17 protein-coding genes are annotated in these 17,498 nt (G+C 41.4%); 8 read left to right on the plus strand and 9 right to left on the minus strand.

All coding sequences use genetic code 11. The features are described from left to right. The 3 genes from G509_RS21745 to G509_RS0108910 form a co-directional block, all read left to right on the plus strand. The coding region (locus G509_RS21745) for a T9SS type B sorting domain-containing protein (protein WP_035738789.1) at nt 1-510 on the plus strand (510 nt) is incomplete at its 5' end. 235 nt (nt 511-745) lie between these two features. Then, nucleotides 746-1,744, plus strand: a complete 999-nt coding sequence (locus tag G509_RS0108905; protein WP_026991209.1) for a PorP/SprF family type IX secretion system membrane protein — start codon at nt 746-748, stop codon at nt 1,742-1,744. 65 nt (nt 1,745-1,809) lie between these two features. Then, nucleotides 1,810-2,319, plus strand: a complete 510-nt coding sequence (locus G509_RS0108910) for a gamma carbonic anhydrase family protein (protein WP_026991210.1) — start codon at nt 1,810-1,812, stop codon at nt 2,317-2,319. 2 nt (nt 2,320-2,321) lie between these two features. On the opposite strand, the gene murI is transcribed toward G509_RS0108910, so the two are convergent. The 8 genes from murI to G509_RS0108950 all read right to left on the minus strand — a co-directional run bounded on the left by murI (nt 2,322) and on the right by G509_RS0108950 (nt 10,600). Further along, the gene (gene murI / locus G509_RS0108915) at nt 2,322-3,107 is read right to left on the minus strand and encodes a glutamate racemase (protein ID WP_026991211.1); all 786 of its coding nucleotides are present in this window, start codon (nt 3,105-3,107) and stop codon (nt 2,322-2,324) included. A 66-nt stretch (nt 3,108-3,173) separates the two neighbouring features. Then, on the minus strand, nt 3,174-3,683 hold the full coding sequence (locus tag G509_RS0108920) for an OmpH/Skp family outer membrane protein (RefSeq protein ID WP_026991212.1): 510 nt from the start codon (nt 3,681-3,683) through the stop codon (nt 3,174-3,176). A gap of 40 nt (nt 3,684-3,723) precedes the next feature. Next, a complete protein-coding gene (locus G509_RS21750) occupies nt 3,724-4,812 on the minus strand; it encodes an OmpH/Skp family outer membrane protein (RefSeq protein ID WP_081663277.1) in 1,089 nt (362 codons plus the stop codon). A 37-nt stretch (nt 4,813-4,849) separates the two neighbouring features. Continuing rightward, nucleotides 4,850-7,453 (minus strand): outer membrane protein assembly factor BamA, encoded by a 2,604-nt coding sequence (gene bamA, locus G509_RS0108930; RefSeq protein WP_026991213.1) that lies wholly within the window; start codon nt 7,451-7,453, stop codon nt 4,850-4,852. Between the two features lie 7 nt (nt 7,454-7,460). Further along, nucleotides 7,461-8,201 (minus strand): undecaprenyl pyrophosphate synthase, encoded by a 741-nt coding sequence (locus tag G509_RS0108935; protein ID WP_026991214.1) that lies wholly within the window; start codon nt 8,199-8,201, stop codon nt 7,461-7,463. A 4-nt stretch (nt 8,202-8,205) separates the two neighbouring features. Continuing rightward, nucleotides 8,206-8,895 (minus strand): type IX secretion system protein PorG, encoded by a 690-nt coding sequence (porG, locus tag G509_RS0108940; RefSeq protein WP_026991215.1) that lies wholly within the window; start codon nt 8,893-8,895, stop codon nt 8,206-8,208. A 158-nt stretch (nt 8,896-9,053) separates the two neighbouring features. Beyond that, a complete protein-coding gene (locus G509_RS0108945) occupies nt 9,054-9,938 on the minus strand; it encodes an NAD kinase (protein ID WP_026991216.1) in 885 nt (294 codons plus the stop codon). Between the two features lie 2 nt (nt 9,939-9,940). Then, nucleotides 9,941-10,600: a CBS domain-containing protein gene (locus G509_RS0108950; protein WP_026991217.1), complete on the minus strand. Its 660-nt coding sequence runs from the start codon at nt 10,598-10,600 to the stop codon at nt 9,941-9,943. 99 nt (nt 10,601-10,699) lie between these two features. Between G509_RS0108950 and G509_RS0108955 the strand changes: the two genes are divergently transcribed. Continuing rightward, complete coding sequence (locus G509_RS0108955) at nt 10,700-11,413, plus strand: pyridoxine 5'-phosphate synthase (RefSeq protein WP_026991218.1); 714 nt, start codon at nt 10,700-10,702, stop codon at nt 11,411-11,413. 1 nt (nt 11,414) lies between these two features. After that, nucleotides 11,415-12,176, plus strand: a complete 762-nt coding sequence (locus G509_RS0108960) for an alpha/beta fold hydrolase (protein WP_026991219.1) — start codon at nt 11,415-11,417, stop codon at nt 12,174-12,176. Between the two features lie 184 nt (nt 12,177-12,360). On the opposite strand, the gene G509_RS0108965 is transcribed toward G509_RS0108960, so the two are convergent. Continuing rightward, nucleotides 12,361-13,914: a hypothetical protein gene (locus G509_RS0108965; RefSeq protein ID WP_026991220.1), complete on the minus strand. Its 1,554-nt coding sequence runs from the start codon at nt 13,912-13,914 to the stop codon at nt 12,361-12,363. Nucleotides 13,915-14,221: 307 nt separating this feature from the next. Between G509_RS0108965 and G509_RS0108970 the strand changes: the two genes are divergently transcribed. From G509_RS0108970 to G509_RS0108980, 3 genes are all read left to right on the plus strand, one after another. Then, nucleotides 14,222-15,466 carry an OmpP1/FadL family transporter gene (locus G509_RS0108970; RefSeq protein ID WP_026991221.1) on the plus strand — a complete coding sequence of 415 codons (1,245 nt, stop codon included), beginning with the start codon at nt 14,222-14,224 and terminating at the stop codon, nt 15,464-15,466. An 11-nt stretch (nt 15,467-15,477) separates the two neighbouring features. Beyond that, entirely contained in the window at nt 15,478-17,022 is a 1,545-nt protein-coding gene (locus G509_RS0108975) for an SGNH/GDSL hydrolase family protein (RefSeq protein WP_026991222.1), read from the plus strand. 76 nt (nt 17,023-17,098) lie between these two features. After that, nucleotides 17,099-17,437, plus strand: a complete 339-nt coding sequence (locus G509_RS0108980) for a phage holin family protein (RefSeq protein ID WP_026991223.1) — start codon at nt 17,099-17,101, stop codon at nt 17,435-17,437. Nucleotides 17,438-17,498: the final 61 nt, after the last annotated feature.

Raw genomic sequence — 17,498 nt, forward strand, 5'->3', positions numbered from 1 at the left:
GTTAAAATAGGCGAAGGCTACGTAGTGAGCAATGCCTTTAACGAGAACCAGACCATAACAGTATTGGTAGAAGGCTACGGCGAGTACCAGTACAGCCTGTACCCGGAAGGCCCTTGGCAAAACTCCAATGTATTTACCAACGTACCGATGGGCGAGCAGACGATCTATGTAAGGGATGTTAAGACAGCGAACTCATGTGATATATTTGAGATCCCGGCGGTAAGCATCATCGACTACCCGCACTTCTTTACACCAAACGGCGATGGCTACCACGACACCTGGAACATCGTAGGGCTTAAAAACTACCCGGAGGCGAGGATCTTTATCTTCGACCGTTACGGCAAGCTGCTGAAACAGCTAAGCCCGGAATCGGATGTAAACGAAGGCGAAGGATGGGATGGTACTTATAACGGCCAGCCTGTACCGGCTGACGACTACTGGTTTACCGTTACCTACCCTGATGGTAATGTAACTAAAGAATTTAAGGCACACTTTAGCCTTAAGCGATAAACAATGAGCAATTATTGTAAAAATGCTGTCAGAGATGACAGCATTTTTTACAATATTATTGATATAATGTAACCAACCTAACACAAAAATTTATATATTTGACCGCTATGGAAAATTACTGTAAAGTAAGGTCATTGCTAAGGATACAAAACTTGTAATTGAAATAAACTTATTTAACGCTAATTGCCAAAACAACTAATAAAAAGCACATTTCTCATTAAACGATAAGGTTAACATGAATTTTAAAAAGGTTTATCTCATTTTTGGATTGTTATTGACTCAACTATCTTTCTCACAGGAAGGTATTGCAGTTTATGCTGATTATTTATCAGACAATTTATATTTACTTCACCCATCCATGGCCGGGGCAGCAAATTGTGCAAAGATAAGGCTTACCGCACGTCAGCAGTGGTTTGATCAGAGTGATGCTCCACAATTGCAAACGTTAAGTTTTAATACGGCTGTAGGTACAAATTCTGGTATTGGTGCCATTGTTTTTAACGATAAAAACGGTTACCATTCTCAAACAGGAGCAAAGTTAACCTATGCTCACCACATTCGTTTTTCAAGAAGTGATTATGATCTTAATCAATTATCGTTTGGTATGAGTGCAGGATTGGTGCAGAGCCGTCTTGATGAGACTGAATTTGAGCCTGATTTTGACCCTATTATTGATGGTGGTATGAAACAAAAAGATTCATACTTTAACGTAGACGTAGGTGCATCATACAATTACCTTGACTTCTTTGCTCATTTTACAGTAAAAAATGCTATTGCAAGTAAAAGGGATCTATACACAGATGTTGAAAGTGATAACTTAAGAAAATATTTATTTAGTGTAGGTTATGTGTTTGGCTTTAACGATGCATTACAGTGGGAACCGTCTATTTTATTCCAGGCTGTAGACCAGACTAAAGAAAAAACCATAGACGTTAACCTTAAGCTTTACAAGGAAATGGATTTTGGTAGGCTATGGGGTGGACTATCTTACAGAAGAAGCCTTGATGGTGCACAATACCAAGCCGTTGCCGGTGGAAGTATAGAAGAGCAGCATTTGCAATATATTACCCCAATTTTGGGTATAAACTATAAAAACTTTATGTTTGCTTATACTTACTCTTACCTAACAGGAGATGTTAAGTTTGATAACACAGGTTTTCACCAAATTACAATAGGTCTTAACCTATTTTGTAAAAGAGAGAAATTTGATTGCCACTGTCCGGCAGTTAACTAATTATAAGGTAACTATTATTAATTTCGTCCCGATAAGTTTTTATCGGGACGTTTTTTTAGATGTATATGGTAATTAAAGAAGTAAACGGAAAATATCCGCAAATACCCGAAGATTGTTTTGTTGCCGAAAATGCTACCATTGTGGGCGATGTTACTTTTGGCTCAGAATGCAGTATTTGGTTTAATGCTGTTGTTAGGGGCGATGTTAACTTTATTAAAACAGGTAACAAAGTAAATATACAAGACGGGGCGGTTATACACTGCACGTATCAAAAGCATCCAACCATTATTGGTAACAATGTGTCTATTGGGCACAATGCTATTGTGCACGGCTGTACCGTAAAAGACAACGTGCTTATAGGTATGGGTGCCATTGTTATGGATAATTGCGTTATAGAGAGCAATTGTATTATTGCTGCGGGTGCAGTAGTAACCCAAAATACAATAGTAGAGTCTGGAACTATATATGCCGGTGTGCCTGCTAAAAAGGTTAAAGACCTCAATGAGTCTAACTTTGCCAGCGAGATTGAGCGAATATCCAATAACTATGTTATGTATTCTTCGTGGTTTAAGTAGGCTTAAAAGTCCTGTTGCTCTACAGTATATCTATTTTTTAATATCGAATTCAACACCTGCGGGTCTGAATTGGTATAGAATACCTGATGGCTTTTATCTAAAGAGGGATTAAGCAATCCGGCAGATTGCAATACCTTTTTAGTTTGCCTGGCAACGGCTTCGCCGGAATCTATTATTTTAACGTCTTTAGGGAGTATTTCCTGTATTTGGGGTATCAGATAGGGGTAGTGGCTGCATCCTAATACCAAATGGTCTATACGTGCCTCTATCATAGGTTTTAGGTACTCTTTAAGCAACTCTTTAATTTCGGGCGAATTAATCCTGCCATCTTCAATTAATGCCACAAGGTTATAACCCACCTGTTCTACTACATGAATGTTTTTAAAGCCCGATACGGTCTTTGTAAATAATTCGCTGCTAAGTGTGCCTTTGGTTGCTAAAATGCCGATAGCGCCCGTTTGTGTGTGTATGGCGGCAGGTTTAATGGCTGGTTCGATACCTATAAAATTTACATCTTTATATTTCTCTCTAAGTTCTGTAATGGCATTTGTGGTGGCTGTATTGCAGGCAACCACTATTATCTTGGCACCGTGATCTAAAAGATACTCAGTGTTTTTAATACTCAGGTCGATTATTTCTTGTTTGGGGCGCTGGCCGTACGGGGCATTTTTACTGTCGGCAAGATAAATGCTGTTTTCGTGTGGTAAAAGGCAGTGGATTTCTTTCCAGATAGAAGTTCCTCCTATGCCCGAGTCAAACAGTCCGATGGGGTTATTGCTTTTATCCATAGGGCAAATATAAAAAAAACGGCCCATATAGAGCCGTTTCTTAATTTATCACTTTAAAGCTTTGTATTAAAAGCCAAGTTCTTTTTTTACATCTGCAAGTAAATCCGGACCTTCTGCAAACAGAACGCCACTACCTGTAGAAGCATCAAGTACATACTGGTATCCTTTAGCTTTAGCAACTTTTTGGATAGCAGCCCTTGATTTCTCTAAAATAGGCTTGTAGATATCTTCTTGTTTTTTCTGAAGCTCTTTTGTGGCATTTTGTTGGTAATCCTGAATCCTTTTTTGCATATCATCCATCTCCTGGCTTCTTGTTGCATTTATAGCATCAGTTTGGGTAGAAGCTTCTTTTTGATACTGAGCTGCTTTTTTCCTGTACTCGTCTACCATTGTGTTATAATCAGTATCATAACCTTTAGTAATTTTTTCAAGTTGTGTATTGGCAGCCTTCATATCAGGCATGTTAGTCATAAGCTCAGTAACATTAATGTGCGCTACTTTTGCTTGTGCCTGTGCGGTTTGGCTTACTCCTGCAAAAAGTACTGCAGCAATTAATAAAGATTTCAGTTGTTTCATCATTTACGGTATTTATTTAATTTTTGTTTTTAGTTTCTATTTAGTCTTCGCCCCCGGTGTTATCTGTAGGCTGTGGCGCCGGTGTTTCGGCAGGTGTTGTTGTTCCGTTCTTTTTCTCTTCGCGCTCTTTTTTTGCGGCCTCGCGCTCAGCAAGAATTTGTTTCTTGCGTTCTTCTATTGCTTTTTTTCTGTCTTCTATTACTTTTTGGCGCGCTTCTTTTGCTGCCTGAGCAGAGTTTTGTTTGTCTGTAGAGGTAGCATCGGCCGGTTTAGCAGTGGCAGTTTCTTCGTCTTCTTTTACACCGGTAGTAGTATCGTTACCTTCGGTGGCAGGGGTGGTTGTAGCAGGTTTTGTTGTTGCCGGTGTTTTACCACCATTTCTTTTAGCTGCCTGCTCTTCTTTTAATTGTTGGCGCCTTGTTTCGTAGGCTGCTTTTTTAGCTTCCTGGGCTGCTTTTCTCTCATCTAATTTTTTCTGTCTTTCTGCCTGTTTGTCTTCAGTAGCTTTTTTTCTGTCGGCATATTCCGGGTCGGCTTCAAGCTCTTCCTGTTTTTCCTGTTCGTCCAGCTGCTTAACTTCTTTACCGGTTAGTTTTTCGCGTTTGGCAGATCTTGTAAGGCGCTTAACCACAAAATCGCTTATGTCGTATTTTTTTGCCGCAAACATCATGGTCATGTCAGACGATTTATCAAAGATAAAATCGAATTTCCTGGTTTCGGCTAAATCCTGAACGATACTAAAAACCTGATCCTGTATTGGTTTTACCAACACCGATTTTTGGGTAATTAAGTCGCCTGTAGGGCCAAAGCGCTTGTCCTGATATTCTATAAGGTCTTTTTCAAGATAGGCAATTTCTTCTTCACGCTCTTCTATAAGCTCTTTGGTAAGCAGGGCTTTTTCTGCCTGTAGGCTTTCCTTAAGCTTATTAATATCATTACGTTTAACGCCCATTTCCTGGGCCCATTTTTGGGCTTTTTGTTCCAGTTGGTTTTTAGCTTCGGCATAATCCGGCACTTTGTCCAGGATATAATCCATGTCTATGTAACCAATTTTTATGCCTTTAGCACCCTGCGCATTTAAAGCAATGCACGAGAAAACAGTAAGTAATGTTAATAAAATTCTTTTCATAGCTATCTACGTATTAGAAAATATCATGCCAAATTTTTTAGAACTGCTGACCGATGATGAAATGCGTTTCCCATCCGTTGGCCTGCTGGTATCCTGGTAGCGGATCGAAACCATAACCAAAGTCTATACCCAATAAACCAAACGCCGGCATAAACACCCTAAGGCCAAAACCTGCCGAACGCTTAAGTGCAAATGGGTTGTAATTTTTAAATCCATCATAAGATGCACCTGCCTCTAAGAAGGTTAAACCATAAATAGATGCCTGTGGCTTAAGGGTAATAGGGTAACGCATCTCTAACGTAAATTTGTTATAAATTGTTGCACCTATCTGTGTTCCATTTTCGTCTACAGGGCTTAACGACTGGTTAGGATAACCTCTTAGCTGTATAACCTCGCGGCCATCAAGCGCATAGTTAGCCATACCGTCTCCACCAACATAAAACCTTTCAAAAGGTACAAGGCCTCTTTCTGAGTTATATGCGCCCATAAAACCAAATTCACCCAAAGAACGCAGTACAAGGTCGCCCGCTATTTTAGTATAGGTGTCGGCCTTAAACTTAACTTTATAGTACTCCAGCCAGTTAAACCTTTTCTGGTCAATTTTGGCCTGATCTGCAACAGCATCGCCTAATACAGATGTTGGGTTGCCATTGGCATCTAAATAATTGCCATTGCTGTCTACCGATTTATATTGTGCCTGATTTTGAAGATCTGCATAATCTATACCGTTAACCCATGAGTACGGGAATGTTGTCCTGAAACTTAAGCTAAATAATGAACCGTAAGTAGGGTAAATAGGGTTTCTCCCCCTGTTGTCCCTGGTAAGCTCAATTGTATACGCTAAGTTTTTAGATGTTCCATTACCAAAGGTAAACAATCCTGTGTTATAATTATTTAAATCATAATACTGAAATGTTAACGAGTGCGAAAGCCTCATATAAAAATCGGGTTGGCTTAGCCTTTTAGATACACCCATTGTTATGGATGATATGGTAAAGCTCCTGTCTCTGTCTACATCGCTGCTTGAGTAGTTGTATAAAAACTGCTTACTGTGCGATAATGACGAGAACAACTGTATTGGTTTTTTACCGCCAAACCAAGGTTCTGTAAACGATAAGCTATACGTCTGGAAGTAGGTACTACCCTGCAGGCGTAACGATAGTTTTTGACCGTCGCCCATTGGCAGCGGGGTATACGCATCTTTTTTAAAGATGTTTCGCATAGAGAAGTTGTTAAACGATAGCCCAAGTGTACCAATAAAGCCACCGCCACCGTAACCACCCTGAAGTTCTATCTGGCTCGATCCTTTCTCGGTAACATTCCACTCTACATCTACCGTTCCGGTAGCAGGGTCAGGGTTTTTAACATCCGGACGGATAGTCTCGGCATCAAAAAAGCCCAGTGCACCAAGCTCTCGTATGGTATTAATTACGTTTTCTTTATTCCATTTTTGGCCCGGCCTTGTGGCAAGCTCACGGTAAATAACCCTGTCGTTAGTTTTATCGTTACCAACAACCGTAATCCTGTTAAAGTAAGCTATAGGCCCCTCTACGATACGGATTTCGAAATCTATGGTATCGTTAGCTGTTTTAACCTCTACTGCGTTGATATTAGAGAACAGGTAACCATTATTCTGGTAAAGGTTGGTAATATCGTTAGCATCGGGCTTAGGATCGGCAATACGCTCCTGTAGCAATACACCATTGTAAACCTCGCCCTTTTTAATGCCCAGGATCTGGTTAAGCTGCTGGTTAGTATATACGGTATTACCAAGGTATTTAATATCGCCAAAGTAGTATTTATGGCCTTCTTCTATATTGATGTCTATAGACACCATGTTTTTCTTAGGATTGTAAACAACAGTATCTGATGTTACACGGGCATCCCTATATCCTTTTTCTTTGTATTTGTTAACAATGTTAGCAAGATCGGCGTTGTATTTATCTTCGATAAATTTAGACGACTTAAAAATACGCAACGGGTTAGGGAAAGCCTTAACCTTAGTATCTTTCATCGCTTTTTTAAGTTTGGCATTGCTAAGCTGCTGGTTGCCGGTAAAGTTGATAGATTTTATCTTAACTTTTTTGCCCTTGTCTATATTAACCACCATTTTAACGGCGTTACTATCCGGTATAACATTAATGGCTACTTTAGTGTTGTAAAAACCATCTTTTTTATACTTGTTTTCAATGTAGTTTTTGGTAGTGGTAAGCAGGTTCTCGTTAACCACCTTGCCTTTAGTAAGGCCGGTATCTTTAATAAGGCTTTCCTGTTTACCTTTTTTTACACCCTGAATTCTAACTTCGCTAATTTTAGGCAGCTCGTTAATAGCAAGCTCCAGGTAAATGCTGTCGCCCTGTATCCTGTCTACATAAAAGTTAACATCGCTAAAAAGGCCCAGTTTCCAGAGCTTTTTAATAGCGGCGCTAATTTCTTCTCCGGGTACGTTAATAGACTGGCCTTTTTCCAGGCCTGTAAAAGTAACAACAGTTTGCTCATTATAGCTCATTTTGCCGGTAACAGCAATGTTTGCAAGAATGTACTGGCCAGACTCCAGCCTGGCAGCATCCTGTGCAAAAACACTGTTAGTGGTTGCAAAAAATAAAATTCCAATAAATAATGCAATGCTTCGTCGAAACATTATTGTGTTATTTAACTTGTTCACTGGTTTTTCCAAATCTACGTTCTCTTTTTTGGTAGCTGATAATGGCATCGTGCAAATCCTTCTCCCTAAAGTCGGGCCAAAGTACCTCTGTAAAATACAACTCGGCATAGGCAGCCTGCCAAAGCAGGAAATTGCTAATGCGCTGCTCTCCGCTGGTCCTAATAATAAGGTCGGCATCGGGCATGTTGCTGGTGTAAAGGTGGCTTTGTATTACAGACTCGTTAATGTCAGCTGTGTTTAATTTATTGTGTTTTACTTTTTCGCTAATTTGTTTAACGGCATTAATAAGCTCTTCGCGCGAGCCGTAGCTTAGCGCAAGAGTAAGTGTCATGCCGGTATTAGCGTTGGTTTTATCTATTACTTCAAACAGCTGTTTGCGGGCTTTTTCAGGGAGGAGTGCCGCATTGCCTATAGTGTTAAGCTTAATATTATTTTTAGTCATTTTTGGCAATTCTTTTTTCAAAGAATTCATAAGCAGGTGCATAAGAGCATCTACCTCCAGCTTTGGCCTGTTCCAGTTCTCTGTAGAGAACGCATATAATGTAAGGTATTTAATGCCAAGTTTGGCGCATCCTTCTACCGTTTCCTGTACCGATTTTATTGCATTTTCGTGGCCAAAAATGCGCATCATGCCTTTTAGTTTAGCCCAACGGCCATTACCGTCCATAATAACGGCTATGTGCGTAGGTAAATTATCGGTATTTAATGCGGTAGTGTTATCCATCATATTATTGCGAACAGTAGCAAGGTTTTATACCAAAGGTATAGGTTAATGTAAAGCCAGAGAATACGTACCAGTCGTTACTCTCCAGGTTGCCTATTCTTAAATTGGCGTATTTATTGTCAGACGGGTTACTGCCATCTAAATTATCTGTAAACGTGTAGCGTGCACCAACTTCAAACCCAAGCACAAAGTTTTTGGCAATGTGCGCCTTTACGCCAACCGTCATGGGTATGGCAAGGCCACTGCCGTTATCTACGTCTTTAGCTCTCTGGCTGTTGCTTTCTATAATATTCTCATCATACATAAAGTAGCTAAGGCCACCGTATATATAAGGTGTCATTTTAAAGCCTTCTTCGTGCAAATTAAAGTCAAGAAAATTGAATTCAAGGCCTAAAGATACTTCTTTTACTTCATTTTCAAACTGCTTGCCTCTTTGTTTACGGCCGGGCACATCAGAGTTATCATCGTTAGATGTAATGCGGCCATACGTTGCCGATGCCCTCCAGGCATGGCGCGGGCTTCGGTTCCATTTATAAACAAGGCCTAATGCAAGCTTTTCGGGCGCAACATAAGTTGTTGGCCCTATGTCTCCAATGTAATTGGCACCACCAACAAAAAGCCCCAGTTCGTTAATCTGGGCTTGTGCCTGTGTAGCTGTTACAATTAAGAATAATACAAATAGTATGCGTTTCATTAAATGAAAATTGGGTGCAAATATAACAATATAGATTTCTAAATAGCCTAACTATATACATTTTACAAGCTATTTAATTTTACAAATCGTAAAATGTACAGACTTGAAAACGGAAGAAGTGCTAATGTAGTATGTATGCAGAGGTAATTTGGCAAAAATTAATTTCGTTTGTCTTCGCCCCAAAGTAGTTTTTTACGAAGGGTATCCAGGAATTTTTCCTGCGGAAACTCGACAAGGTTAATTTTAAAGCTGCCTTTTTTAATGCTAAGCACCGTTTCTACATCTACAGATTCTATGCGAGAATCTAACGATATAAGGTGCTGCTCTTCGCGGCTGCTTACCGTAAGCTCAATCTCGGTATCATCGGGTATTACCAGCGGGCGCGCATTAAGGTTGTGCGGGGCAATAGGGGTAATTACAAGGCTGTTTACATCGGGCGTTAGTATAGGGCCGCCACAGCTAAGCGAATACCCTGTAGACCCTGTAGGGGTAGAGATTATAAGGCCATCTGCCCAGTACGAGTTTAAATGGTCTCCGTTAAGTTTAACATCTATGGTAATCATAGAGGTGGTGTCTTTGCGGCTAACAGTTATCTCGTTAAGGGCATAATCTAAATAATCAGGGTTAAGGCTTTTGCCTTTATAATCTATGGTTAGCAGGCTGCGTGGCGAAATTTTATACTGGTTTTCAAAAATAAGGGGCAGTAGGGTTTCTATGTTTTCCTGCTGTACGGTGGCTAAAAAGCCCAGCCTGCCTGCGTTAATACCAATTATTGGTATGTTTTTATTTCTAACCAGTGTAGCGGCGCGCAGCATAGTGCCGTCTCCGCCAATGCTTATAAACATATCAAAACCTTCGTCCAGGTCTTCGTGGCCGGTAAAAACACTAAAAGGTTTATCCAGTAAATTTTTTTCTTTAAGTACGTTGTAATAGTTGCTCTCAAAAACAACCTCAGGGTTGTAGGTAGTAAAAACCGCAAGCAGCTTTTGTATAATATCCTCTGTATTGTCTTTGTAATATTGGCCGTAAACAGCAATTTTCATAATTAGATATTGAGGTATTTATCAAGATAGTCAGAGCGGTCTTTAAGCGTATTTAAGTAAGCATCTTCCTGGTGCTCTGTAATAATATCGTAGTTATAGCGCCTAAAGGTCTGAATAATTTCGCTCAGGCCGCCAAGGCTAATTTTAACGGTAATCTGTACCTTATCCATGCTGGCTTCAGATACAAAAAGGCCCAATAGCCTGCCGTTGTTGCTTTCTACAATTTGGGCAACCTCGCTCATGCTGTACTCTAAAACACCTTTTTCTACCACAAGTATGCCGCCGGCCTCTTTAAGAAAAGGGGTCTGGTCAAAAAATTTGATAATATCGGTAATTTCGTAGTAGCCCAGGTATTTGTTCTCGGCGCTAAGCACAGGTACAAGGTTGGTTTCGTTCTTGGCAAAAACCTCAAGCACATCCAGCCACACAGTAGTGTCCCTAACAAAAAAACGCTCAAAATTAAAGCGGATATCGTCCATGGTCTTTTCAATATCCATCAGCTCTACATCTTCAGATCCGGCACAGCCAATATATACACCGTCTTCCAGCACCGGAAAGTGCGAAAATGGATATTCGGCAAACAGGTCCTGCGCATCGGCAACCGTATCGGTGGTTCTCAGCGCTTTAATGTTAGTGTTTAAAAAATCGGTAATTTCGTTCATGGGGGTCACAATAATTTATATGCAAAATAATGAAAAATAAGCATAATCAGCCCCTTTTACTTTGTATTTTTGTGTTACAAAAGATATTTTGCAACATATATGGCTAAATTAAGCGTAAATATAAACAAAATTGCCACCCTTAGAAACTCACGCGGCGGCAATGTACCTAACCTGCTACAGGTAGCGGCAGATGTTCAGAAATTTGGTGCACAGGGTGTTACCATACACCCAAGGCCCGATGAAAGACACATAAGATACCAGGATGCGCGCGACCTTGTGCCGGTGGTTTACACCGAATATAATATAGAAGGCAACCCCATTCGCGAATTTATAGACCTGGTTTTAGAAACAAAACCCACGCAGGTTACCCTGGTGCCTGATGCCGATGATGCCATTACAAGCAATGCCGGCTGGGATACTATAAAACATAAAAGTTTTTTACAGGAAGTTACACAGGAGTTTAAGCAAAACGGTATTCGCGTGTCTATTTTTGTAGATCCGGACCTTGCTATGGTTGAGGGTGCACTGGCAACCGGTGCCGAGCGTATTGAGTTGTATACCGAAGCTTTTGCCCACGAATATGGTTTGGGTAACGAAAAAGGTATACTGCCTTATGTGGCTGCTGCCGAACTGGCGCAACAACTGGGCCTTGGCCTTAACGCCGGGCACGACCTGAGCCTGGATAATATTAAGTTTTTTAAACAAAACATTCCCGGGTTGCTGGAGGTATCTATAGGCCACGCGCTTATTGCTGAGGCTTTGTACCTTGGCCTGGATAATGTGGTTAATATGTACCTGCAAAAATTAAAATAATATGTTGCACTCAAGAATAGAGGGCGAGGGCAAACCCCTTGTTATTATACATGGTTTTATGGGCATGAGCGATAACTGGAAAACCCTGGGCGGGCAATATGCTGCCAACGGTTTCCAGGTGCATGCGCTGGATATGCGCAACCACGGCAAGAGTTTTCATAGCGATGTTTTTACTTATGATGCTATGGTGCAGGATATTGTTGAGTACTGTGCCGAAAATAATTTAGAAAAAATAGACCTGATAGGCCACTCGATGGGGGGTAAGGTTGGGATGTTTTTAGCTATTAAGCACCCTGAATTGCTGGATAAGCTTGTGGTAGCAGATATTGCGCCTAAATATTATCAGCCGCACCACCAGACCGAACTTGCTGCGCTTAATGCGGTAGATTTTAGCCAAAAACCCGACCGTAATGCAGTTGAGGCTGTTATGGCAGAATATATTAATGATGCCGGTACACGCCAGTTTTTAATGAAAAACCTCTATTGGAAAAAGCCGGGCCAGCTGGATTTTAGGTTTAACCTGTCGGTTTTTAATACCTCTATAGATAGTATTGGCGAAGTGCTGCCGGAAGGCAGTGTGTTTAACGGTTCAACACTTTTTTTAAGAGGCGACAGGTCTAAATACATTCAGGACACTGACCTTGATTTGATAAAATTGCATTTTCCTGCTTTCGAAATTAAAACCATATCCAACTCCGGCCACTGGGTACATGCCGAAAACCCTAAAGAGTTTTTAGAGTATACTTTGGAGTTTTTAAAGTAATGACTTTTCAGTAGGCAGTCGCAGTCACAGTTTTCAGTCGTGTTGGATACGGGATGTCATCCTGAGCGCAGCGCAGCGGAGTCGAAGGATCTCAATAATCAATTTAGATTAAGATTCCTCGTTCGTCGGAATGGCATATTGCGATTGAAAACTGCGACTGCGAATGGAAACTGATAGCTTAAAACTACGTCACAATCTTCGGCAGCACGGTTTGTTTAAGTCCCTGCATTACAAACTTCCATAAAAAGTTAAAGACCGATTTGTCTTTAGAGCGGTCAACGGCAACATTCACTTTTTTAAGTTCGCCATCGGTATCATTTTTAACCAGCAGGTTGCCCAGGGCACTTACCACCTTGTTTTTCTTTTTACCGTCTTTTTTATAAATGCCCACCTTAAGATCATCATAATCTATAGAAAAAGTACCCGTGGCATTTTCGCGGTTACCGTTAAAAACAAAGCGCACATCGTTAAGAGTGCCGGTAGTGGTGGCATTCATTAACGGTTTAGAGACCGGATTGACCTCTTCGCTCTTTATATTTTGCAGGCGGCCGGTAATAGTAAAGGCATCGCTAACATCGGGAGTGGAAAAAGACCAGTTAACCTTTAACGGCGCCGATTTCATAAACAGGCATTCCACATCTATAGTAGTGCGCGGCAGTTTACCTTTGTTAACAGGGCTGTAAATATTGGCTGCCGTGGCATAAAATTTCGAAAAGCTAACCTTTGCAGCAGGCTTATTAAAATTAAGCTGTTCCTCATACACCACAAGGCTATTTTTAATAAGCAGCTTATCTACCTTTAAATCAAATTTTAACGAGCGCAGCAATTCGCTGTAAAGCTTTTTGCGGCTTGGGTCGTCTGCGGGTTCTTTGCTTCGGTAAATATTAGCATCAATTTTATTGAGCACCACCTGCGGGGTGTGTACGTACAGCGTATCTCGTATAAAACCCCAGTCGAGCTTGGGTATCGATATATCTTGAGCCTTAAGGTTAAACTGGTCGAGCTCTTTAGGCAGGCTGTTAGAGAATTGTTTGCGCGATTGTTTGGGCAGCATCTTAAAGCTGTTGATGGCCAGGGTACTATCGGTACTGTTAATCTTGTTAGCAGTAATGGTGTAGTACGGGCCGGCATCATAAAAGAGGCTGTCGCAGGTAAGGCGGTAATCGCGGTAGCGTACCGGTACGTTATCATCTACCGTAGTGCTGTCTACCTTAATTTTATAAAGGTTAAAATTAATGTTGCTGGCTTTAAGCTTAAAACCTTTCTTTTCGTCCAACATTTTAAAATTACCCCTTGTAATGGTAAGGCTTCCGGTTTGTATGGCCTGCCTAAACGGTTTTTCTATATCGCTTTCTATGTTATATTTTTTTTCGCGATGGTACATTATAATCTCGGGCTTGTCTATGGTAACGCTCCGGGCAACAATGCGGTCGTTCTTAAAAAACTGCCATAAGCTAATGCCGCTAACGCCAATAGATTCTATCTGCCCAAAAATGCCATTTTTAACCGCTGCCGCAATACTGTCTTTAGGTGCCAGGGCAGCGTTACGCATAATAAAGCTTCCGCCAAGCACATCAATGTCAAGGTTGGTGTAGCTAACATTGTACGGAAAATCCTTTTCCTTTTTTAAGATGGAAGGCAGTTTTTTAGAAATGTAGTAGCTAACACCGTAATTGGCAAGCACAAGCAGCAGTATAAGGCTAAGCGCAACAATGGCTATTTTTTTTAAAATTCGCATTTTTGTGATAAATATGACGGAATTTACTACCAAATTTTGAGGGAGCCACAAACTTTGTGTTTTAATTAATATATGTTGAATTTGAGTTAAAAGGTAGATTTATAGTTATTTGCTGAATTTTTTAACTATTGATTTGCTAAAATTTAATGAAAATTTGTGAGTATTTATCAGAATTTATATGTAATTTTTGATAAATAAATTATTATGAATGCATAATATTTTTGCCTCAATCGTTGTAGAATCCATAATTTATTATAAATTTGAAGTAAAGATTATTAAATTGACAAATTAACCCTCTTACAAACCTATGAGAAAACTATTATCCTTAACAATGATGGCGCTGGCAGCAAGCTCTGCCTTTGCAGGTGGATACCGTGTTAGCCTCCAGGGACAAAAACAATTGGCTATGGGCCATACCGGCGTTGCTGTGGTAAACAGTGCCGAGGTATTGTTTTTTAACCCGGCTGGAGCCGCTTACTTAAAAGACCGTTTTAACTTTTCGGCCGGAGCAAATGGGCTGTTTGCAAAAACCAAGTTCCAGAACGAAACGTACAACTGGACCAACTCTACAGATAACTTTGGCACCCCGTTCGAGGTATATGCTTCGTACCGCGCTACCGACTGGTTAACCGTTGGCCTTGCAGTATATAGCCCATACGGCAGCGCCGTAGAGTGGGATCAGGACTGGCAGGGATCACACCTTGTAAATAATATAGACCTTCAGGCAATTTACATACAGCCAACCGTTGCCATTAAGGTTAACGACCGTTTTAGTGTTGGTGGTGGGCCTATATTTGTTACCGGTAGTGTAAACTTTAACCGTAACCTAACCAGGAGCCTTACCGATGAGCAGGGTAACAGGTCTGACGTTACCGTTGATGCCAAAGGTGTTACTGCCTGGGGCTGGGATGCCGGTTTTATGTTTAACCCGATTGATGGTGTAAGGCTTGGTGTTAACTACAGGAGCGAAATTACGATGGAAGCCCGCGATGGCGATGCTACCTTCCACGATTTGCCTGCCTTTGCACAAGGTACCTACCAAAACACACAATTTGATGCTGATTTACCATTGCCTGCTGAGTTAACTGCGGGTATATCGGTAGAAATTACAGATAAATGGTTAGTAGCTTTTGATTATAATATGGCATTTTGGCATGTGTATGATGCATTGACTATTAGCTTTGCTAACGGTACGCCAACATCGGTTAACCCGCGTAACTATAAAGATGCCGGTACGTACAGGTTTGGTACACAGTTTAAACCGAATGAAAAATTCGCGTTCCGTGCTGGTTGGTACTTTGACGAAAGCCCTGTACAGGATGGCTATTTTGCTCCGGAAACACCAAGAAACGATTCTATGGGCTTTACCGGTGGTTTAACCTACCAGATTAATCCTAAACTGGGTATCGACTTCTCGTTCCTTTACCTTCACTTCGATGAGACTAATAATTCATACAATTATTACAGCGAAGATGGCAGCCTTGTATCGTTTGGCGGTACCTACAAAAACACGGTGTTTTCTCCGGGCCTTGGTTTAACGTATAGCTTTTAATTAAAAATTCCATGAAAAATAAATTTATATATTTAGCAGTGCTTGCTGCCGGTTTTGCAGCCTGCGAACCGGAGTTTGAAAACGAAGTAACCAATGCTGATTACAGCGCAGGCGATGCTGATTTTACAACCTATGTAGCTGTTGGTAACTCGCTTACCGCCGGTTATATGGATGGCACGGTGTCGCGTATTGGCCAGTCGTATTCATACCCAAGCTTGCTGGCACAGCAATTTGCAGTAGTGGGTGGCGGTGCTTTTACACAGCCGTCGTATGAAGAGGATGTTAACAACCTTGGGGGCATTAGTGGCCTGCCGGGTTTTAATACCCGATTAATTTTAGATGCCTCTGCCGGAGCACCGGAGCCTATTGCGGGTACTTCTACCGTAACGCTTGCAGCACAGGCTAAGGCGTATAATAATATGGGTGTGCCGGGTGCAAAATCGTACCATCTTTTAGCTGCCGGCTACGGTAATGCTGCCGGTGTTGCATTGGGGCAGGCTAACCCGTATTTTGTGCGCCACGCCACATCAGCCTCTACAACCGTACTGGCCGATGCTATGTCTTTAAATCCAACCTTTTTTACCAACTGGATTGGCAGTAACGATGTGTTGCTGTATGCTATTGCCGGTGGTACGGGTGTAAACCAGGCGGGTAACCAAAACCCTGCTACCTATGCCCAGAACGATATTACAGATCCGGGTGTGTTTGCAAGTGCTTATTCTACCATTGTAAATACATTGGTTAGCGGTGGTGCAAAAGGGGTAATCGCTACTATACCAAATGTTACCTCTATACCGTATTTTACAACAGTGCCTTTCAATCCGCTAACAACGGCTTCTTTAGGAGGTTCTGCAACAGTGCAGCAATTAAATACATCGCTTTACGGCCCAATGAAACAGGTGCTTACGCTACTTGGTCAGGGAGACAGGCTTAACCTGCTTTCTGAAACCGAAGGCAACCCTATACTTATTACCGATGAAACGCTTACTAACCTTGCACCTCAGTTAACGGCAGCCTTTACATCTGCGGGTTACCCGCCTGCAACGGCTGCATTTATAGGTTCGGTTTACGGCCAGGCCAGGCAGGCTACCGCTACAGATCTTATTCTGCTGCCGGCAAGCTCGCTAATTGGCACGGCTCCGGCAAACGTTCCGGCTCCGTTCAACGTGTATGGCGTAACCTATCCGTTACAGGATGGCAGCGTGCTTATACCGTCAGAAATTGCCATGATAAACACGGCTACCAACTCGTTTAACAATACTATCAAACAGGTTGCAACGGCTAAAGGCCTGGCGCTTGCCGATATGAATGCTATACTTGCCCAACTGGTAACCGGCTTAACAACAGACGACGGACAGACCTATAACGCTGGCTATTTTAGCACCGCGCGTTTAAGTACTGCCTTGTTTTCTTTAGATGGTGTACACCCAAATGCAAGGGGCTATGCTGTTGTGGCTAACGAAATTATTAAGGTTATAAACATGCATTACAATGCTAAATTACCGGCAATAAATGCAGGCTATTATCCTGGGCCTACCATACTGCCTTCAAACTAAATTTTCAGAATATATTGTAAAAAGCATCGGAGATATCCGGTGCTTTTTTTATTTTTATCTAAATTATACATCACACATGAAAACGTTAATCAGTATTTTCTTCACAGCCGTATTTGTAGTGCTGCTGGCTTATTTTATGCCGGGCGTGCGGGTAAACAGTTTCTTTACGGCCATTATTGTAGCGCTGGTACTGGGGCTGCTCAACATCTTTATAAAGCCAATATTGGTGCTTTTTACACTGCCTGTCACTATTTTTACGCTGGGTTTGTTTTTGCTTGTCATAAACGCCATAATAGTGCTTTTATGTGCCCAATTGGTAGATGGCTTTGAGATTGCCGACTTTTGGCGTGCCCTGCTGTTTAGCCTTGTGCTGTCGTTTTGCCAGTCGTTGGTAGCCAGTTTGTCAGAAAAATAAATTTGTCACAATTATTGCTATTCCTTTTGTCATAATGCCGGCGAGCGGCATTTTAAAATTT

The sequence above is a fragment of the Flavobacterium subsaxonicum WB 4.1-42 = DSM 21790 genome, from assembly GCF_000422725.1.
GTDB lineage: Bacteria > Bacteroidota > Bacteroidia > Flavobacteriales > Flavobacteriaceae > Flavobacterium > Flavobacterium subsaxonicum.